The 19,436-nt window shown below is 71.7% G+C and carries 20 protein-coding genes; 13 read left to right on the forward strand and 7 right to left on the reverse strand.

Annotated elements, in window-relative coordinates; genetic code table 11:
• Positions 1-26 precede the first annotated feature (26 nt).
• From KBY47_RS18845 to KBY47_RS18860, 4 genes are all read right to left on the reverse strand, one after another.
• Complete coding sequence (locus KBY47_RS18845; protein WP_210922326.1) at positions 27-482, reverse strand: FMN-binding protein; 456 nt, start codon at positions 480-482, stop codon at positions 27-29.
• Positions 483-543: 61 nt separating this feature from the next.
• Entirely contained in the window at positions 544-1,926 is a 1,383-nt protein-coding gene (locus tag KBY47_RS18850; protein ID WP_210922327.1) for a ferric reductase-like transmembrane domain-containing protein, read from the reverse strand.
• Between the two features lie 90 nt (positions 1,927-2,016).
• Positions 2,017-2,715, reverse strand: a complete 699-nt coding sequence (locus KBY47_RS18855; RefSeq protein WP_210922328.1) for a L,D-transpeptidase — start codon at positions 2,713-2,715, stop codon at positions 2,017-2,019.
• A 66-nt stretch (positions 2,716-2,781) separates the two neighbouring features.
• On the reverse strand, positions 2,782-3,372 hold the full coding sequence (locus KBY47_RS18860) for a pyridoxamine 5'-phosphate oxidase family protein (protein ID WP_210922329.1): 591 nt from the start codon (positions 3,370-3,372) through the stop codon (positions 2,782-2,784).
• A 140-nt stretch (positions 3,373-3,512) separates the two neighbouring features.
• On the opposite strand from KBY47_RS18860, the gene KBY47_RS18865 reads away from it, so the two are divergent.
• From KBY47_RS18865 to KBY47_RS18885, 5 genes are all read left to right on the forward strand, one after another.
• The gene (locus KBY47_RS18865; RefSeq protein WP_210922330.1) at positions 3,513-4,706 is read left to right on the forward strand and encodes an argininosuccinate synthase; all 1,194 of its coding nucleotides are present in this window, start codon (positions 3,513-3,515) and stop codon (positions 4,704-4,706) included.
• 134 nt (positions 4,707-4,840) lie between these two features.
• Positions 4,841-6,274: an argininosuccinate lyase gene (gene argH / locus KBY47_RS18870; protein WP_210922331.1), complete on the forward strand. Its 1,434-nt coding sequence runs from the start codon at positions 4,841-4,843 to the stop codon at positions 6,272-6,274.
• Between the two features lie 121 nt (positions 6,275-6,395).
• Positions 6,396-7,367: an aldo/keto reductase gene (locus KBY47_RS18875; protein WP_210922332.1), complete on the forward strand. Its 972-nt coding sequence runs from the start codon at positions 6,396-6,398 to the stop codon at positions 7,365-7,367.
• A 79-nt stretch (positions 7,368-7,446) separates the two neighbouring features.
• Positions 7,447-7,998 carry a TetR/AcrR family transcriptional regulator gene (locus KBY47_RS18880; protein ID WP_247694901.1) on the forward strand — a complete coding sequence of 184 codons (552 nt, stop codon included), beginning with the start codon at positions 7,447-7,449 and terminating at the stop codon, positions 7,996-7,998.
• Positions 7,995-9,518, forward strand: a complete 1,524-nt coding sequence (locus KBY47_RS18885) for an MFS transporter (protein ID WP_210922334.1) — start codon at positions 7,995-7,997, stop codon at positions 9,516-9,518. The genes KBY47_RS18880 and KBY47_RS18885 overlap by 4 nt, the downstream gene beginning before the upstream one ends.
• Before the next feature lie 91 nt (positions 9,519-9,609).
• Here the strand turns inward: KBY47_RS18885 and KBY47_RS18890 are convergent, their stop codons facing one another.
• Positions 9,610-10,284, reverse strand: a complete 675-nt coding sequence (locus KBY47_RS18890; protein WP_210922335.1) for a 1-acyl-sn-glycerol-3-phosphate acyltransferase — start codon at positions 10,282-10,284, stop codon at positions 9,610-9,612.
• Between the two features lie 395 nt (positions 10,285-10,679).
• On the opposite strand from KBY47_RS18890, the gene KBY47_RS18895 reads away from it, so the two are divergent.
• From KBY47_RS18895 to KBY47_RS18905, 3 genes are all read left to right on the forward strand, one after another.
• A complete protein-coding gene (locus KBY47_RS18895) occupies positions 10,680-11,882 on the forward strand; it encodes a glycerophosphodiester phosphodiesterase (protein WP_210922336.1) in 1,203 nt (400 codons plus the stop codon).
• 76 nt (positions 11,883-11,958) lie between these two features.
• Entirely contained in the window at positions 11,959-12,465 is a 507-nt protein-coding gene (locus KBY47_RS18900; RefSeq protein ID WP_210922337.1) for an RNA polymerase sigma factor, read from the forward strand.
• Between the two features lie 44 nt (positions 12,466-12,509).
• Positions 12,510-13,007, forward strand: coding sequence for a GNAT family N-acetyltransferase (locus KBY47_RS18905; protein ID WP_210922338.1), 498 nt, complete (start codon positions 12,510-12,512; stop codon positions 13,005-13,007).
• 22 nt (positions 13,008-13,029) lie between these two features.
• Here the strand turns inward: KBY47_RS18905 and KBY47_RS18910 are convergent, their stop codons facing one another.
• Both KBY47_RS18910 and KBY47_RS18915 read right to left on the reverse strand, forming a co-directional pair.
• Complete coding sequence (locus KBY47_RS18910; protein WP_210922339.1) at positions 13,030-13,455, reverse strand: hypothetical protein; 426 nt, start codon at positions 13,453-13,455, stop codon at positions 13,030-13,032.
• A gap of 1 nt (position 13,456) precedes the next feature.
• Complete coding sequence (locus KBY47_RS18915) at positions 13,457-13,816, reverse strand: hypothetical protein (RefSeq protein WP_210922340.1); 360 nt, start codon at positions 13,814-13,816, stop codon at positions 13,457-13,459.
• A gap of 481 nt (positions 13,817-14,297) precedes the next feature.
• On the opposite strand from KBY47_RS18915, the gene KBY47_RS18920 reads away from it, so the two are divergent.
• The 5 genes from KBY47_RS18920 to cbiE all read left to right on the forward strand — a co-directional run bounded on the left by KBY47_RS18920 (position 14,298) and on the right by cbiE (position 19,113).
• Entirely contained in the window at positions 14,298-15,344 is a 1,047-nt protein-coding gene (locus KBY47_RS18920; RefSeq protein WP_210922341.1) for a methionine ABC transporter ATP-binding protein, read from the forward strand.
• Positions 15,341-16,078 (forward strand): methionine ABC transporter permease, encoded by a 738-nt coding sequence (locus KBY47_RS18925; RefSeq protein WP_210922342.1) that lies wholly within the window; start codon positions 15,341-15,343, stop codon positions 16,076-16,078. Before KBY47_RS18920 ends, KBY47_RS18925 begins: the two co-directional genes overlap by 4 nt.
• Before the next feature lie 87 nt (positions 16,079-16,165).
• Complete coding sequence (locus KBY47_RS18930) at positions 16,166-16,993, forward strand: MetQ/NlpA family ABC transporter substrate-binding protein (protein WP_210922343.1); 828 nt, start codon at positions 16,166-16,168, stop codon at positions 16,991-16,993.
• Between the two features lie 151 nt (positions 16,994-17,144).
• Complete coding sequence (locus KBY47_RS18935) at positions 17,145-17,771, forward strand: GNAT family N-acetyltransferase (protein WP_210922344.1); 627 nt, start codon at positions 17,145-17,147, stop codon at positions 17,769-17,771.
• 115 nt (positions 17,772-17,886) lie between these two features.
• Positions 17,887-19,113, forward strand: coding sequence for a precorrin-6y C5,15-methyltransferase (decarboxylating) subunit CbiE (cbiE, locus tag KBY47_RS18940; protein ID WP_210922345.1), 1,227 nt, complete (start codon positions 17,887-17,889; stop codon positions 19,111-19,113).
• Positions 19,114-19,436: the final 323 nt, after the last annotated feature.

The following is a 19,436-nucleotide window of genomic DNA, read 5'->3' on the forward strand; positions in this document are numbered from 1 at the left end:
GAGCTGGTGCGGGCTCGGCCACCGGCTCAGCCACCGGCCTGGTCCACTGCCGATTGCAGGGATTCCTTGTATCCGCCGCTGGTGTAGGTGGCTCCTGACACGGCGTCGATGTCGGCGGTTCCGGCGGTGACGGCGGCCTGGTTGAGTTTGGGTACGGCGTCGGCGGTGACCTCGGTGCTCTTGCCGCCGCTGGGTGCCTGGACGGCTTCGGCCTGGATGATGCGTCCGCCCTCGACGGTGATGCGGACCTGCACGGGCCCGTACTGGGTCTTGGCCACGCTCCCGTCGATCGTGCGAGGACCCGTGGCCCCCGTGCCGCCCTGCGGTGACTGGGCGGCCGAGGTCTGCTGGGGCGCCGCGTCGTTCGCCGCGGACGCGGAGCCCGGATCGCCGCCCGGTTTCAGCGTCAGCAGCAGCACGATCCCGGACACGGTGGCGGCGGTGGTGAGCACGACACGCCGGATCGGGTGGCTCTTCCTCATCGTTGCTTGGCTCCTGGGTGCGCGAAGGGTGCGGGGGACGTCGTCGAGGGGTGCCCGTCGCTCACATCTCGAACGACTCGTGATGGATACGGCGGGCCGGGACACCGGCGCCGCGCAGGGCCTCGTACACCGACTGCGCGAAGCCGGGCGGCCCGCACAGGAAGACGTCGTGGCGTTCGACGTCGGGGATCTTCCGGCGCAGGGACTCCGCGGAGATGTCCGGGCGTTCCCCGTCCGGGCTGTTGACCGCGTACATCAGCCGGGCGCCCCGCTCGTCCGCGATCGCGGCCAGCTCGTCCCACAGGGCGAGGTCGTGGGTGCTGTTGGCGCGGTAGAGGAGGGTGATGTCACCGGAGGCGCCGGGCAGGGTCTCGAACAGGGCCCGCATCGGGGTGATGCCGACGCCGCCCGCGACCAGCAGCACCTTGCCGCGGCTGCGCCGGGCGGCGGTGAGCGCGCCGTAGGGGCCCTCGGCCCAGACCCGGGTGCCGGGCTCCAGGTCGCGCAGCCGGGTGCTGTGGTCGCCGATCGCCTTGACGGTGATCCGCAGCATGCCGGGGCGGGGCGCCGCCGACAGCGAGTACGGGTGGGAGCTGAACCGCATGCCCGGCGCGAGGAACCGCCATCGGAAGAACTGGCCCGCCTCCGCGCCCATCCGGTGCAGCTTCCGCCCGCTGATGAGCACCGACACGATCCCCGGCGTCTCCTCGATCACCGCCTCGACCCGCATCCGGTGGCGCAGGTTGAGCCGGAGCGGGGTGATGATCCGGTACCAGAGGACCAGCGCGGTGACCGTGCCGTACAGCCCGTACCAGAAGGTCTTCGCGAGGGGTTCGACGGCGAACTCGTTGCCGACGGCGATCTGGTGCCAGAACGTCAGGAACACCGCCGCGTACATGAGCACATGGATGTGGTACCAGGCGTCGTACGGCATCCTGCGGCGGATGCCGCCGATCGAGACCAGGCCGATGAACAGCAGCAGTGCGGTGCCGATCGCGGCCTTCCCCATGTCCGGGAACTGGGTCACCAGGTCGATGAACTGCTGCACCAGATAGCCGAGGTCCTTGCCCGCCTGGAGGGCGTAGGCCCAGGTGATGAGGAAGACGTGCGCGATGACCAGGCAGAGCGTGTAGCGGCCGGTCATCGCGTGCCAGCGGGCCACCCGGTCGGAGCCCACCCGCCGTTCCAGCGCGGGCACCCGGGCCATCTGGAGCACGACCAGCGCCATCAGGTACCCGGCGAGCAGTCCCGTGATCCGGCCGGCGCCCAGCACCTGCGCCGTCCGGTCGGCAACGGACGGGGTGTTGTGCCACCACAGCCACAACACCCCGCCCGCGCCGGTCCACAGGGCCAGCAGCAGCGGTACGGCGGGATTGCGGCGCGGGCGGATGCGGCGCATCGTCTGGCGCCGTGCGGCGCGGCCGCTGGCGAGCGTGGTGGTCACGGTTCCTCCGGGGCGGGGGACGGGGGGAGTGTCGTGGTCCCTCGGCCCAGAGATACGTGCGGGACGGCCCCGGTGTTCAGCGGCGCCGGTTCAGTAGCGGGTGATCGCGGTGGCGCCGTCGGCGGTGCCCACCGCGATGTGCGGCCGCCGCGCGGGCGTCACCCACGTGAGGACGCGGCGCATCGCCTCCGCGGGCACCGACACACAGCCGGCCGTCGCGCCGCGCCCGTCGACGTGCAGGAAGATCCCGGCGCCGCGCCCGCGCACCGGCTGGCGGTAGTTGAAGCCGATGACGAGGGCGTGCGCGTACTGGGTGCCGTAGGAGATGAGGTGCTCGGCCTCGGTGGCGCGGCAGTCCGCGGCGCGCGGCTCGGACCAGCGGTTGTAGGCGCGCGAGTCGTTGTCCTGGCACCACCAGGAGTTCTGCCGCACCGGCCGGTAGGGGTACGTGGTCCCCGGGGGCGCCTCCTTGATGCCGAAGGCGTACGGCAGGTCGTACAGGCCGGTGGGGGTGGTGTCGGTGCCCTGGCGCCGGGTGCCGCCCTCGGTGAGGCCGCCCGCGCCGAAGCGGGCCGGTGCGGAACCGGCCCGAGTCCAGCGTCCGTCGCGCAGGTCCCACCAGGTGAGCGTGCCCGTGGTGGCGCCCGTCGTCGGGGCCACGGCGGTGATCAGCTGGCTGCCGCCGCCGGTGTCGGCCATCCGGCCGGGCAGCGCGCCCCGGTCGGCGGGGGCGGCACCGAGGAGGGCGGCGCAGGTCAGCAGGGACGCGAGGGCGGCGGCGGTGCGCATGGCTCCGACGCTAACGGCCGGTGGCGGCCCCGCCAGCCCGGCTGCTCCGGACGGGCGGTGCGGGTGCTAGGACAGGTCGAGCGGCGGGAGCGGCAGGGGCACCCCGGGCAGGCCGTCCATGCTGGTGGCGATGTGTTCCTTCTTGGCGAAGTAGGCGCTCAGGGAAGTGTCGTCCTCGCGCGCGAAACGCTTGGCGTGCAGTTCGCGGTCGCTCTCGTACGCCATGTAGGGCACCGCGTAGCCGCAGCTGTCGCGGATGTGCTCGGCGGTGACGACGATGATCGCGCGCAGGCCGTGCGCGGCCGGGTCGATGTCGGGGAAGCGGGCGAGGAGGTCCGCGAAGCGCGGGTCGTCGCGGAAGACCGGCTCGCCGCGGCCGTGCACCCGGACGATGTTCGGGGGGCCCTGGAAGGCGCACCACATCAGCGTGATCCGCCCGTTCTCGCGCAGATGGGCCACGGTCTCGGAGTGGGAACCCGCGAAGTCCAGGTAGGCGACGGTGCGTTCGTCGAGCACGGCGAAGGAGCCCTTGAGGCCCTTGGGGGAGAGGTTGACGGTGCCGTCGGCGGTGAGCGGGGCGGTCGCGGTGAAGAAGAGGGGCTGCGCCTCGATGAAGTCGCGGAGTCTGCCGTCTATGCGCTCGTATGTCTTTCCCATGGTGAGGATTATTCGACATTTTCCTTTGTTTGTCTAAAGAAATATCCGGCGGGGATGGGCGTGAGGGGAGGGAGATTGACGAACCATGCGGACTCCTGCATACTCATGCATGTCAGCGAATGCAGTGTGAGGAGAAACCCGTGACCGAGCGCGTCGTACTCGCCTACTCAGGCGGTCTGGACACCTCCGTCGCCATCGGCTGGATCGCCGAGGAGACCGGCGCCGAGGTCATCGCCGTTGCCGTGGACGTCGGCCAGGGCGGCGAGGACCTGGACGTCATCCGCAAGCGCGCGCTCGCCTGCGGGGCCGTCGAGGCCGAGGTCGCCGACGCCAAGGACGAGTTCGCCGAGGAGTACTGCCTCCCCGCGATCAAGGCCAACGCCCTCTACATGGACCGCTACCCGCTGGTCTCCGCCCTCTCCCGGCCGACGATCGTCAAGCACCTCGTCGCCGCCGCCCAGAAGCACGGCGCCGGCACCGTCGCCCACGGCTGCACCGGCAAGGGCAACGACCAGGTCCGCTTCGAGGCGGGCATCGTCGCCCTCGCCCCCGACCTGAAGTGCATCGCCCCGGTCCGCGACTACGCCATGACCCGCGACAAGGCCATCGCCTTCTGCGAGGAGAAGGGCCTGCCGATCGCGACCACCAAGAAGTCTCCGTACTCGATCGACCAGAACGTCTTCGGCCGCGCCATCGAGACCGGCTTCCTGGAGGACATCTGGAACGCCCCGATCGAGGACATCTACGAGTACACCCAGAACCCGGCCGTCACCCGGGAGCCCGACGAGGTGGTCATCACCTTCAAGCAGGGCGTCCCGGTCGCCATCGACGGCAAGCCCGTCACCGTCCTCCAGGCCATCCAGCAGCTCAACGAGCGCGCGGGCGCCCAGGGCGTCGGCCGGATCGACATGGTCGAGGACCGCCTCGTCGGCATCAAGTCCCGCGAGGTCTACGAGGCCCCCGGCGCGATCGCCCTGATCACCGCCCACCAGGAGCTGGAGAACGTCACCGTCGAGCGCGAACTCGCCCGCTACAAGCGCGGCGTGGAGCAGCGCTGGAGCGAGCTGGTCTACGACGGCCAGTGGTTCTCCCCGCTCAAGCGCGCCCTGGACGGCTTCGTCGACGAGGCCAGCCAGCACGTCAACGGCGACATCCGGATGACCCTGCACGGCGGTCGCGCCGTCGTCACCGGCCGCCGCTCGGAGTCGTCGCTCTACGACTTCAACCTCGCCACCTACGACACCGGCGACACCTTCGACCAGGCCGCCGCCAAGGGCTTCATCGACATCTACAGCCTGTCGTCGAAGATCGCCGCGAAGCGGGACCTGGTCTGACGGGCCGGTCGCTCTGGCCGGGGAACCGCGGGTCCGCAGTGGCTGGTCGCGCCCACGCGGCGGAGCCGCATGTCGATACCGCCCCGCGCCCCTTTCGGGGCGCCTTCCATCACCACTCTCGAGGAGTACAGGCAGTGAGCAGCAACAGCGGTGACGTACGGCTCTGGGGCGGCCGTTTCGCCGACGGTCCCGCCGAGGCCCTGGCCAAGCTGTCCGCGTCCGTCCACTTCGACTGGCGGCTCGCTCCCTACGACATCGCCGGATCGCGTGCCCACGCGCGCGTGCTGCACACGGCGGGGCTGCTCACCGAGGACGAGCTGACCCGGATGATCGCCGGGCTCGACCAGCTCGAGGCGGACGTGGAGTCCGGGGAGTTCGTGGGCACCATCGCCGACGAGGACGTGCACACCGCCCTGGAGCGCGGCCTGCTGGAGCGGCTCGGCCCGGACCTCGGCGGCAAGCTGCGCGCGGGCCGCTCCCGCAACGACCAGGTCGCGACCCTCTTCCGGATGTACCTGCGGGACCACGCCCGCGTCATCGGCGGTCTGATCGCCGACCTCCAGGACGCCCTGGTCGGCCTCGCGGAGGCCCACCCGGACGTGGCCATGCCCGGCCGCACCCACCTCCAGCACGCCCAGCCGGTGCTCTTCGCCCACCACGTCCTCGCCCATGTGCAGTCCCTGTCCCGGGACGCCGAGCGGCTGCGCCAGTGGGACGAGCGCACGGCCGTGTCGCCCTACGGCTCGGGCGCGCTCGCGGGCTCCTCCCTCGGCCTGGACCCGGAGGCGGTGGCGAAGGACCTCGGCTTCGAGCACGGCTCCGCCGCCAACTCCATCGACGGCACGGCCTCCCGCGACTTCGTCGCCGAGTTCGCCTTCATCACCGCGATGATCGGAGTGAACGTCTCCCGGATCGCCGAGGAGGTCATCATCTGGAACACGAAGGAGTTCTCCTTCGTGACCCTGCACGACGCCTTCTCCACCGGCTCCTCGATCATGCCGCAGAAGAAGAACCCGGACATCGCGGAGCTGGCGCGCGGCAAGTCCGGCCGCCTGATCGGCAACCTGACCGGCCTGATGGCCACGCTCAAGGCGCTGCCGCTCGCCTACAACCGCGACCTCCAGGAGGACAAGGAGCCGGTCTTCGACTCCATCGACCAGCTGGAGGTCCTGCTGCCCGCCTTCACCGGCATGATGGCCACCCTCACCGTCCACCGCGAGCGCATGGAGGAGCTGGCCCCGGCCGGGTTCTCCCTCGCCACCGACATCGCCGAGTGGCTGGTCAGGCAGGGCGTGCCGTTCCGCGTCGCGCACGAGGTCGCGGGCGAGTGCGTCAAGGTCGCCGAGTCCGAGGACAAGGAGCTGGCCGACCTCACCGACGAGCAGTTCGCGAAGATCTCCGCCCACCTCACTCCCGAGGTGCGTACGGTCCTCAACGTGCCGGGGGCCCTGGCGTCCCGCGACGGCAGGGGCGGTACGGCACCCAGCGCGGTCGCCGTGCAACTGGCGGAGGTGAAGTCGGACGTGGCGGCCCAGCGCGAGTGGGCGACCGCGAAGAAGCGCCCCTGAGGGCAGCGCCCCCACGCTTCCGCACCCGCCACCCCACCGCACGAACCACCCCCTGAAGCGAACGTCATCGCGGGTTACTTTGGTCCCAGGCCGCAACCGAGCCGACCGAACGGAGCCCGCGATGCCCTTCGCCCGACTGGCCACTGCGACGACCCCCACCTGCCACATCGGCCTGGGCCTGGCGGCCGTCGGCCGCCCGGGCTACATCAACCTCGGCCGCGACCAGGACCTCGGGGAGAACCGCAGCGAGGACGCGCTGCGCACCCGCACCCACGACCTGCTCGACGCCGCCTACGCCCAGGGCGTGCGCTACTTCGACGCCGCCCGCTCCTACGGCCGTTCGGAGGAGTTCCTCGCCGACTGGCTGAAGGACCGCCCCGACGTCGACGACGTCGTCATCGGCAGCAAGTGGGGCTACACCTACACCGCCGACTGGACCACCGACGCCGAGCGGCACGAGGTCAAGGACCACAGCCTCGCGGCGTACGAGCGGCAGCGCGCCGAGAGCGTCGCGCTGCTCGGCGACCGGCTCGACCTGTACCAGATCCACTCGGTGACCCCGGACAGCCCCGCCCTCACCGACAAGGAACTGCACGCCCGCCTCGCCGACGCCGCCGCCTCCGGCCTGACCGTCGGCTTCTCCACCAGCGGCCCCGCGCAGGCCGAGGCGATCCGCGCCGCGCTGGAGGTGACGGTCGGCGGCGAACCCCTCTTCCGTACCGTCCAGTCGACCTACAACGCCCTGGAGACCTCCGCCGCCCCCGCCCTCGCCGAGGCGCACGACGCCGGGCTCACGGTGATCGTGAAGGAGGCCATGGCCAACGGGCGGCTCGCCGAACCACACGCCCCCGCCGCCCTGAGGTCGGTCGCGGAGGAGACCACCCTCGGCTGTGACGCCGTCGCGCTCGCCCTGGTCCTGCGGCAGCCCTGGGCCGGTGTGGTCCTGTCCGGCGCCGCCACCGTCACCCAGCTGGCCTCCAATCTGCACGCGCCGGTCGTCGACCTGGAGCAGGAGCAGCTGGCGCTGCTGGCCACGCTGGCTCAGGAGCCGGGGGCGTACTGGGAGCGACGCGGCCGGCTGCCCTGGCACTGAGCGACCCCACACCAGAACGGCCTGAGTCACGCATGCCCAGTGTGAGACATCTATGTCTCACCTGGGTTATGGTTGTCTCATGGCTGTCGATCGAGACCACGTACTGCGCAGCGCCGCGGCCCTGCTGACCCGCAGAGCCACCGCGACCATGGACGAGGTCGCCAAGGCCGCCGGGATCAGCCGCGCCACCCTGCACCGGCACTTCGCCGGACGGGACGCCCTGGTCCGCGCGCTGGAGGCGCTGGGCATCGCCGAGTGCGAGACCGCCCTGGACGCGGCCCGCCTGGACGAGGGCCCCGCCGGCGACGCCGTACGGCGACTGGTGCGCGAGATCGAACCCGCGGCCGGGCTGCTCGCCTTCCTCGTCACCGAGAACCAGCTCTTCGAGGGCGAGGAGCAGCACGAGGGCTGGGCCCGCCTCGACGCCCGGATCGCCGCGCTGTTCCGGCGCGGCCAGGAGAGCGGCGAGTTCCGCATCGACCTCACCCCGGCCTGGCTCACCGAGGCGCTCTACGGCCTCGTCGGCTCCGCGGCCTGGGCCGCCCTGGACGGCCGGATCGCCGCCAAGGACTTCCAGCACATGATCGTCGAGCTGTTGCTCGGCGGCGCACTCCGAAGAGAGGAACCATGACCAGCACCACGCGGCACGCCGACACGACCGAGGCGGTGACGCGCCCGGGCCGCTGGCTCGCGCTCGCCGTCCTCGTGCTCGCCGTGCTGCTGGTGGCCGTCGACGCCACCGTCCTCGGCCTCGCCACCCCGTACATCACCGAGGACCTCGCCCCGACCGGCACCCAGCTGCTGTGGATCGGCGACGTCTACTCGTTCGTGATCGCCGGACTGCTCGTCTCCATGGGCAGCCTCGGCGACCGGATCGGCCGCAAGCGCATCCTGCTGGTGGGCGCCACCGCGTTCGGCGCGCTCTCCGTCCTCAACGCCTACGCCACCACCCCCGAGCTGATGATCCTGGCCCGCGCCCTCCTCGGCGTCGCGGGCGCCACCCTGATGCCCGCCACCCTGGCGCTGATCCGCAACCTCTTCCACGACCCGCGCGAGCGCAGCCTCGCCGTCGGTATCTGGGGCGCCACCGCCTCCGCGGGTACCGCCGTGGGCCCGATCGTGGGCGGCCTGCTCCTGGAGCACTTCTGGTGGGGCTCGGTCTTCCTGATCAACCTGCCCGTGATGGCGGTCCTGGTCGTGGTCGGCGCCAGGCTGCTGCCCGAGTCCCGCAACCCCGGCCCCGGCCCCTGGGACCTGCGCAGCGTCGTCCTGTCCCTCGTCGGCATGGTCGGCCTGGTCTACGGCGTCAAGGAACTCGCCGCCCACGGCCCCGGTGCGGAACCGCTCGCCGCGGGCCTGCTGGGCGCGGCGGCCCTCTGGGGCTTCGTCCGGCGCCAGCTCACCCTGCCCACCCCGCTGCTGGACATGCGGCTGTTCCGGCACCGTGGCTTCAGCGGGGCGGTCCTCGCCGACCTGCTGACCATCCTCGGCATGTCCGGGCTGGTGTTCTTCCTGTCGCAGTACCTGCAACTCGTCCAGGGCAGGCGCCCCTTCGAGGCGGGCCTCGCCGAACTGCCCGCCGCCGTCGGCGCGGTGGCGGCCGGACTGGTCGCGGGCCACGCCGCCCGGCGCTACTCGGTTCGGGCCGTGGTCTCCGGCGGCCTCGCCGCGGTCGGCCTGGCGCTGGCCGCGCTGACCCTGCTCGACCAGCACACCGGTTACCCGCTGCTCGGTGCCGCGCTGCTCGTCGTCGGCGTCGGTTCCGGGTTCTCCTTCACCGTCACCGCCGACGTCATCCTGACCGCCGTACCGAAGGAACAGGCGGGCGCGGCGTCCGCCGTCTCGGAGACCGCCTACGAACTGGGCGCCGCCCTCGGCATCGCCCTGCTCGGCTCCGTCGTCACCGGCGTCTACCGGGGCTTCCCCGCCCCCCAGGGCACCCCGGCCGCCGCCCACGAGTCCCTGGGCGGCGCGGTCGAGGCGGCGGCGCAACTGCCCGCGCACACCTCCGCCACCATGCTCGACGCCGCCCGTGAGGCCTTCGTGGACGGCCTCACCCTGGCAGCGGGCGCAGGCGCGACGGTCCTGCTCATGGCGTCAGCGGCAGCATGGCGGCTACTACGTGACCAATGGCTGGACAACGCCCTTTAAGGGGCGCGGGGAACTGCGCGACCAGCCACGACGAACCCGCACCCGGCCGACAACCGAGCCCCCGCCCCTCACCCGCCCAACCGGCGGAGCCCTACGCCGCGTTCTTCGCCTTGGTCGCGTACATGTCCACATACTCCTGCCCGGACAGCCGCATCACCTCGGCCATCACCGAGTCCGTCACCGCCCGCAGCACATACCGGTCCCGGTCCATCCCGTCGTACCGGGAGAACTCCATCGGCTCGCCGAACCGCACCGTCACCCGCCCCGGCCGGGGAATCCCCGCCCCGCCCGGCTGCAACTTGTCCGTGCCGATCATCGCGAACGGCACCACCGGCGCCCCGGTCATCAGCGTGAGCCGGGCGATGCCGGTCCGCCCCCGGTAGAGGCGGCCGTCGGGGGAGCGCGTGCCCTCGGGGTAGATGCCGAACATCCGCCCCTCCTCCAGCACCCGACGCCCGGTCATCAGCGCGGCGACCCCGCCGCTCGCCCCGTCCCGGTCCACGGGGATCATGCCGACCCCGGTGAAGAACCACGCCATCAGCCGCCCCTTGAGGCCCTTGCCGGTGACGTACTCGTCCTTGCCGATGAAGAAGACCTGCCGCCTGGTCACCAGGGGCAGCACGATCGAGTCGATGAAGGTGAGGTGGTTGCCCGCGAGGATGACCGGGCCCTCGCCCGGGATGTGCTCCGCTCCCTCCACCCTCGGGCGGAACATCAGGCGCATGACCGGGCCGAGCACTGCCTTGATGAGCGCGAAGCGGGACAACGGGTCCTCCGGTGTCAACGGATCGATATGAGTCTGTGCAGGTGAGGACGATACTCGCGGCCCGGGCGCCGCGCACATCGAGGGCGTTCGGTTCACCGATGTCTTACTCACTGTTGACCCTGGTTTACCTGCGGTGGCGTGCCGTGCGCCGCCCGTAACGCGCCCGCGACGATGTGACGGACGTCGCGCCGGGCGGACCGCCGTCCGGGTACCCGGCACCGCCACCCCGAAGCCGACGCCCCGTCATCCCTTCGCCCTCAGACGACGCCCGCGACCTCATGCGACCCCATACGACATCCAGCGTCACCTCCGTGTTCCGGCGCGGGCCTCCCGCCCGTCACCACCGCACCCCTACCATCGGCGCGCATCGACCGGGCGCACGGCAGGAGGGGCACATGGCCAACCAGGAGTCGAACACCCAGGGCGGACAGGACGAGCGGACGGCCGCCACCGGGCGGCGGGCCCTGCTGGGCGCCGCCGTGCTCGGCGCGGGCGGAGCCGTGCTGGGGCTCTCCGGCACGGCGAGGGCCGCCGCGGGCGGCCAGGGCGGGCACGGCGGCCGGGGCGGCCGGGGGCTGAAGAGTCTGCCGGTGCCGACGATCATCGCCCACCGCGGCGCCAGCGGCTACCGCCCCGAGCACACCTTCGGCGCCTACGAACTGGCCCTGGACATGGGCGCGCACATCGTCGAGGCGGGTGACCTCGTGGTCACCAGGGACGGTCACCTCGTCTGCCGCCACGAGCCGGAGATCGGCGGCACCACGGACGTGGCGGACCACCCCGAGTTCGCCGACCGCAAGCGGACCAAGACCCTCGACGGGACCCCCGTCACCGGCTGGTTCACCGAGGACTTCACGCTCGCCGAGCTGAAGACGCTGCGCGCCGTCGAGCGCATCCCGGGCAACCGCCCGGACAACACCCTCTACGACGGCCGCTGGGAGATCCCCACCTTCGAGGAGGTGCTGCGCTGGCAGGACCAGCAGTCCCGCGAGCGCGGCAGGCAGGTGTGGATCTACCCCGAGCTGAAGCACCCCACCTACTTCCGCGGCCAGGGCCTGGCCCTGGAGGAGCGGGTGGCGAAGCTGCTGCGCAAGTACCGCAAGGACCGCTTCGACTCGCCGGTCATCCTCCAGTCCTTCGAGCCGACCAGCGTCCAGCGCCTCAACAAGCTGGTGGACACCCCGCTGGTGGTGCTGCTGTCCGGCCCGACGTCCCGCCCGTACGACTTCGTGGAGAACGGCGACCCGCGCACCGTCGCGGACCTCGTCAAGCCCGCGGGCCTGCGCGAGATCGCCTCCTACGCGCAGGGCATCGGCCCCACCCTCGACCTGGTCATCCCCAGGGACGCGGGCGGCCGTCTCACCCGGCCGACGACCCTGGTCGCCGACGCGCACAAGGTCGGTCTCCGGCTGCACCCCTGGACGATGCGCAACGAGAACCCCTTCCTGCCCGCCGACTTCCGCAAGGGCACCGACGCCGACGCCTACGGTGACGTCTTCGGCGCCTACCGGACCTACTTCGCCACCGGTATCGACGGTGTCTTCACCGACCACCCCGACACCGGTCTGCTGGCGCGTGAGGACTTCGTCAACGGCTGACGCCAGGCACCCCCGTTCGGGTGCAACCCACGGCCGCCCGGGCAACCCTCGCCGGGGCGGCCGAGTCGTCCGGCACATGACGGACGACCTGCTCTCCACCTGGCGCCCCCTGCTCGCCGCGGAGGCCTCCGCCGAGGCCCAGGCCGCCGGGACCGAGCCCGGCGACCTGGAACAGGCGGTCTGGGTGCGCCTGCTGGAACGGCTCGACACGGACGGCCCACCGCCCGACCCGCAGCGCTGGCTCCGCCGCGCCGTCCGCTCCGAGGCACGCCGCTGCCGCCGCACGACCCGCCTCGAAAGCCCGTACGACGGTGAGCCCGCCGCCGATCACGCGGCCGGCCCGGAGCAGCTCGCCCTCGCCGCCGCCCGCCGCCGAGCCCTGCGCGACGCGGTGCGCCGGCTGCCGGGCCGCTGCCCGCGCCTGATGACCGCGCTGCTGTCCCCGAAGGACCTCACATACCGGGAGATCGCGGGGGAGTTGGGTATCTCACAGGGCAGTCTCGGACCGGAACGCTCCAAATGCCTGGGATGTCTGCGGCGATTGCTCACAACGGAGGTTGCGGCACGGGGAGCACGGGGATAGGAGTGAGGGACCCAAGGCGACAGGTGAGCGGGAGGCGTGCACACATGGGCATGAGCGTGACCATCTCCGAGGCGACCGACCAGGACGCCGAGCAGATCTTCCGGCTTCAGTACCTGTGCTTCCAGAGCGAGGCCGCGCTGTACGGCAACTACCGCATCGACCCGCTCGTGCAGACCCTCGACTCGGTCCGCGCGGAGGTCGCCGAGGACTGCGTCTTCGTGGCCCGCCTCGGCGAGGAGGTCGTGGGCTCGGTCCGGGGCACCATCACCGAGGACGGCGCCGCCGCCATCGGCAAGCTCTGTGTCCACCCCCGCCTCCAGGGCCACGGCATCGGCGCCCGGCTGCTGCGCGCGGCCGAGTCCGCCCTCGCCGACCAGCGCGGCGCCAAGAGGTTCCGCCTGCACACCGGCCACCGCAGCGAGAGCAATCTCAACCTGTACCGCAAGGTCGGCTACGAGACGGTGGGCACCTCGCAGGGCGCCGACGGCGTACCGATGATCGTCCTGGAGAAGCAGGCCGGGAGGTACGCGGCCACCGCCTAGGCGTCCTGGCCGTCCTGGGCGTCTACGCCTCCTGGACGGCCTGCGCCGTGCGCGCCCTGCGCAGCCAGTACAGGGCGGAGAGCGGCAGGAGCACCGGGATGAACAGGTAGCCCATGCCGTAGTCGGACCACACCGTGGCGTCGGGGAACGCGGACGGGTCCGCGAGGGTCCAGGTGCCGACCACCAGGACGCCCACCAACTCGGCGGCGCAGCAGGCGACCGCGACCCGCCGGGCCGTCTCCCCGCCGCGCACCAGCGTGTAGGTGATGAAGCCGTAGACCAGCCCCGCCACCGCCGACAGCGAGTAGGCGAGCGGGGCCCGGTCGAACTCGGTGGCGATCTGGTAGACCGAGCGCGACACCGCGCCGACCACCATCACCCCGTACAGCCACACCAGCAGCAGCCCCGGCCCGCTGATCAGCCGGGTGCCGCCCCGCGCCGCGGACATCTCAGCCTCCCCAGATGTCGTAGAGCCGTACCTGGAGCACCGCCAGCACCACACCGGCGGCGGCGACCGTCACCGAACCCCAGCGGGTGCGCTCCGCCAGCGACAGGAACCCGGCCGCCGGGAGGCACAGGAACGAGCCCACCAGATACGACACGAAGATCGTCGTGCCCTGCTCCGGCTTCTCGCCGCGCGCCAACTGCACGATGCCGACCACCAGCTGGACCAGCGCCAGCAGGCTGACCACGGCCACCCCGATGAGGTGCCAGTCCTTCGTCGGCTGGTCACGGTAGGCCGCCCAGCCGCACCAGGCGGCGAGCAGCAGCGCGGCGACGGCCGTCACCACGGTCAGGGGTACGAACATGCAGCGACCTTATTACGGGCCCCGACACCCGCCGTGGCCGCCCCCGGGCACCGTGGCGTTGGCCACAGCGACCGGTTGGGCACGCCGGCTGCCCCCTTGTCCGCCCTGGTCACCGGAGGGGCGGCGGCCCCTGTGGATGTCCAGCAGTGTCCAGTATCCGGACGGGGATGTCCGGTCGGCGCAATACGTCTGCTTTACTGATCGCATGACCACGACGAGCTGCCGCACTTCTGCGACCGAGGCGACCATGACGCCCGGTGCTCGTTGTATGTGTCGAATGTGCGCCTTCTAGAGGGCCCCCGCACCACCCCTGAGCCTCGCGCCCCGAAGCGAGCCGCCGCAGCCCAGGCATGTCCGTACACCCCCAGCGCGTACGTGAGGCGTGCCGCCGCGCGCACTCAGGTCCTTCTCCCACGGCATTCCCCCGCACCCGGGCACACCCACGCCCGCGCACGCGACAGTCACGGATACGGATACCCACGTGATCACCACCTCCGGCCTGACGAAGGTCTATCGGTCCCACCGCTCCGGCGGTCGCGAGGTCACCGCCCTCGACGGCGTCGACCTGCATGTCCGCGAAGGCGAGGTGTACGGCGTCATCGGTCAGTCCGGCGCCGGGAAGTCCTCGCTCATCCGCTGCGTCAACCTCCTCGAACGCCCCACCTCCGGCACCGTGACCGTCGCCGGGCGCGACCTCACGGCGCTCGCCGGGCGCGGGCCCCGGGCCGGGCGGGAGCTGCGGCGGGCGCGCAGCAGGATCGGCATGGTCTTCCAGCACTTCAACCTGCTGTCCTCGCGGACCGTCCAGGACAACGTCGAACTCCCGCTGGAGATCCTCGGCAAGTCGGGGAAGGAACGTTCCCGCAAGGCGCTGGAACTGCTCGACCTCGTCGGACTCGCCGACAAGGCCAAGGCCTACCCCGCCCAGCTCTCCGGCGGCCAGAAGCAGCGCGTCGGCATCGCCCGCGCCCTCGCCGGCGACCCCGAGGTGCTCCTCTCCGACGAGGCCACCAGCGCCCTCGACCCCGAGACCACCCGCTCGATCCTGACCCTGCTGCGCGACCTCAACCGCCAGCTCGGCCTGACCGTCCTGCTCATCACGCACGAGATGGACGTCGTCAAGAGCATCTGCGACTCGGCCGCCCTGATGGAGAAGGGCCGCATCACCGAGTCCGGCACTGTCAGCGAACTCCTCGCCACCCCCGGTTCCGAACTGGCAGCCGCGCTCTTCCCGGTCGGCGGCGAGGCCACCGGCGCCGACCGCACCGTCCTCGACGTCACCTTCCACGGCGAGGCCGCCACCCAGCCGGTCGTCTCCCAGCTGGCGCGGACCTACAACATCGACATATCGATCCTCGGCGCCGCCATCGACACCGTCGGCGGCCTCCAGATCGGCCGGATGCGCCTGGAACTCCCCGGCCGCTACGAGGACAACGTCGTCCCCATCGGCTTCCTGCGCGAACAGGGGCTCCAGATAGACGTCGTGGGCGACGACGCGCCCGTACTGGTGAAGGACGGTGCCAAGTGACCTGGTCCGAGATGCAGCCCCTGCTGTCGCAGGCGGGGACCGAGACGCTGGTCATGGTCGGCTGGTCTACCCTGATCGCCGTCGCCGCGGGCCTGCCCATCGGTGTCCTGCTCGTCCTCACCGACCGCGGGGGACTGCTCCAGAACACCGTGGTGAACAAGGTCATCGGGCAGATCGTGAACATCGGCCGCTCGATGCCGTTCATCATCCTCATGGTGGCGCTGATGAACTTCACCCGCTGGATCACCGGCACCACCATCGGCAGCGAGGCCGCGATCGTGCCGCTCGCCATCGGCGGCATCCCGTTCTTCGCCCGCCTCGTCGAGACGGCCGTCCGCGAAGTGGACCAGGGGCTCGTCGAGGCCGTCCAGGCGATGGGCGGCAACACCTGGACCATCGTCCGCAAGGTCCTCGTCCCCGAGGCGCTGCCGTCCCTGATCGCCTCCACGACGACCACGGTCATCGCCCTCATCGGCTACTCCGCCATGGCGGGCACGGTCGGCGGCGGCGGCCTCGGCGACCTCGCCGTCCGCTACGGCTACCAGCGCTTCGAGACCGGTCTGATGTGGATCACCGTGGCGGTCCTCGCCGTGGCCATCGCCGTCATCCAGTTCGGCGGCGACTGGGCCGCCCGCTCCCTGCACCGCCGCGGCGCCCGCTCCGGCCCGGCCCCCGCCCTGCGCCTGCTGAAGGCGAAGGAGCCCGCGGCGGCCGACATCAGCAAGGTCGCCTGAGCGTCCCCCAGGGCCCACCCGCGACACCCCCGGACTCCCCGTCCACCCAAGACGGGGCCGCACCACCCATCAGGAAAGGCACTTTTCGTGCGTAACACCGCCAAGATCACCGCCGCTGTCCTCGCCGCCGGAGCCCTCACCCTCGGGCTCACCGCCTGCGGCTCGGAGCAGGACGCCGCCTCCGACACCTCCGGCCCGCTGGTCGTCGCCGCGACGCCCGTTCCGCACGCCGAGGTCCTCACCTACGTCAAGGACCACCTGGCCGAGAAGGCCGGTCTCGACCTGGAGGTGAAGGAGTTCACCGACTACGTCACGCCGAACACGGCGACCGAGGACGGGTCCGTGACCGCCAACTACTTCCAGACCGAGCCCTACCTGGCGGACTTCAACCAGAAGAACGGCACCCACCTGGTGTCCGTCGCCCCGGTCCACCTGGAGCCGCTCGGCCTGTACTCCGAGAAGACCGACAAGACCGACGGCCTCAAGGACGGCGCCACCATCGCCGTACCCAACGACACTGTCACCGAGGCCCGCGCCCTCCAGCTGCTCGCTGCCAACGGGCTCATCACCCTCAAGGACGGCGCCGGTACCTCGGCCACCACCGCCGACATCACCGACAACCCCAGGAACCTCAAGTTCAAGGAGCTGGAGGCGGCCCAGACGCCGCGTTCCCTGAAGGACGTCGACGCCGCGGTGATCAACGGCAACTACGCCCTCGAGGCCGACCTCAAGCCCGCCGAGGACGCCCTCGTCCTGGAGTCCCCGGAGAACAACCCGAACGTCAACCTCCTCGTGGTCAAGGAGGGCAGCGAGGACGACCCGCGGGTCAAGAAGCTCGCCGACCTGCTCACCTCCGACGAGGTCAGGAAGTTCATCGAGGACAACTACGACGGCTCCGTCATCCCGTCCTTCTGATCCACCTGCCGACGCACCGGGCCGACCCGGCCGGGCCCACGGGGTCCGCTCCCTCGAACGGAGCGGACCCCGTGGTGCGGTTCAGTGCTTTCATGCTGCATGCTGGGCAGTTCAGCAGGACCTGACGGTTACGAAGGTTACGGAGCGGCGCATGACGAGCACCTTCCCCAACATCTCCATCAGCACGGAGCGGTTGGTGCTGCGCCCCCTCGACGAGGACGACGTCCCCGCGCTCGCCGACATGATGAACGACGAGCAGGTCGTCGCCTGGACCGACGTCCCCCAGCCCTTCACCGAGGACGGCGCCCGCACCTGGATCAGCGCCTACGCGCCCGGCGAACGCGCCGCCGGGCGCGGACTCGCGCTCGCCGTCGCCGAGTTCCTCACCCAGCGCCTGGTCGGCCTCATCCAGCTCACCGCCACCGACTGGCACGTACGCGCCACCCAGCTGTCGTACGTCGTCGCCCCCTGGGCCCGCGGCGAGGGCTACGCCTCCGAAGCCGCCCTCGCCACCGCCGGATGGCTCTTCGGCGACCAGAAGTTCGAACGCGTCGAACTGCGCACGGCCGCCGACAACACCGCCTCCCAGCAGGTCGCCCAGAAGATCGGCTGCATCAGCGAGGGCGTCCTGCGCAACGCCTGCATAGCGCGCGCCCGCGCCCAGGACGGCTCCTGGGGCGAGGTGCGCACCGACTACATCGTGTGGAGCCTGCTCCCCGAGGACCTGGAGGGCACCGCCGACCCGGGCGGTTTCACCTCCTACTCCGACTGGAACTGATCCACGGGGCCCCGCGGCCCTCCGCCGACCACAGCCCCACCAGGTACCCTCAGGAGCCCGCACCCGCCGGGCGACCCACACCCCGACCTGCGCGAAACCCAGGAGACTGACGACGATGGCCGACCGGGTCACGGTGATCGGCTGGGACGGTTCGCCGCTGACCGCCGCGGCACGCGCCGCCCTCGGCGCCGCCACGCTGGTGGCAGGCGCCGCACACCACCTGGCGCTCCCCGAGGTGCCACCGAACGCCGAGCGCATCCGCCTCGGCAGCGTCGCCCTCGCCGCCCGCCGGATCGCCGCCCACCGCGGCACCGCCGTGGTCCTCGCCGACGGCGACCCCGGCTTCTTCGGTGTCGTACGCACCCTGCGCGCCCCCGACTTCGGCCTGGAGGTCGAGGTCGTCCCCGCGGTCTCCTCGGTCGCCGCCGCCTTCGCCCGCGCCGGAATGCCCTGGGACGACGCTCATGTGGTCGTGGCCCACAGGCGCACCCTGCGACGCGCGGTGAACGTATGCCGGGCCCATACGAAAGTGGCGGTTCTCACCTCACCCGGCGCAGGCCCCGCCGAACTCGGCCTGCTCCTCGACGGAGTCCACCGCACCTTCGTCATCTGCGAGGAACTCGGTACCCAGCGCGAGCAGGTGAGCGTCGTCACCTCCGACAAGGCCGCCGACCACACCTGGCGCGACCCCAACGTCGTCATCGTCATCGGTGGCGCCGTCACCCCGGGCGGCACCGCCGAGGGCGGCTGGATCGCCGGACGCGACCCCGGAACCGGCCCGCGCGGCTGGACCCTGCCCGCCGGGGAGTACGGCGGCGACCTCGGCGAAGGCGAGACCCAGTCCCTGCGCGCCGCCCAACTCGCCCGCCTCGGACCCCGGGTCGGCGACCTCGTCTGGGACATCGGCTGCGGCAGCGGCGCCTTCGCCACCGAGGCCGCGCGCGCCGGGGCCGCCGTCATCGCCGTCGACCGCGACCCCGACGCCTGCGCCCGCACCGTCGCCGCCGCCCGCCGCTTCGGCGTTCTGCTCCAGGCCGTCCACGGCACCGCCCCGCACGTCCTGGAGAACCTCCCCGAGCCCGATGTCGTCCGCATCGGCGGCGGGGGAGCGGCCGTGGTCTCCGCCGTGGCCGACCGCCGCCCCCAGCGCATCGTCACCCACGCCGCCACCCGCGACGCCGCCGAGATCGTCGGCCGCGACCTGAGCGAACACGGCTACGACGTCGAGTGCGCCCTGCTCCAGTCCGTCGAACTCGACACCAAGCTCTGGACGGAGAAGGAACGGAGCGTCGCCTTCCTGCTCAGCGGGGTGCTCCCGGACCGTCCGGACCGCTCCCCGTGATCCTGTTGTCGTACCGCGCGCGGTAGGCTGGCCGATCGTTGTACCCCACTCGGGCACCGGCGCTTCGTTGGCCAATGTCCGGAAAACACGCCCGTTTTGGGGTGGGTGTGGTACGGCAGAACCGTGAGGGCGCGCAACGTGGCGCAGTCCACAGCGGACCGTCGCGGATCAACCTGTCGCGACGGCGGAACGACCGCGACAATGCCACTCAATGGCTTTGTCGCCTTTTCCGGACGGGTCGTTCGTGCCGCGTGGCACGCACGCTCGTTCTTCACTACGGGACGGTCGGTGCGCCGTCCCGGGTGAGCAGGTCGTAGAGGCAC

Source organism: Streptomyces sp. B93 (genome assembly GCF_018070565.1).
GTDB lineage: Bacteria > Actinomycetota > Actinomycetes > Streptomycetales > Streptomycetaceae > Streptomyces.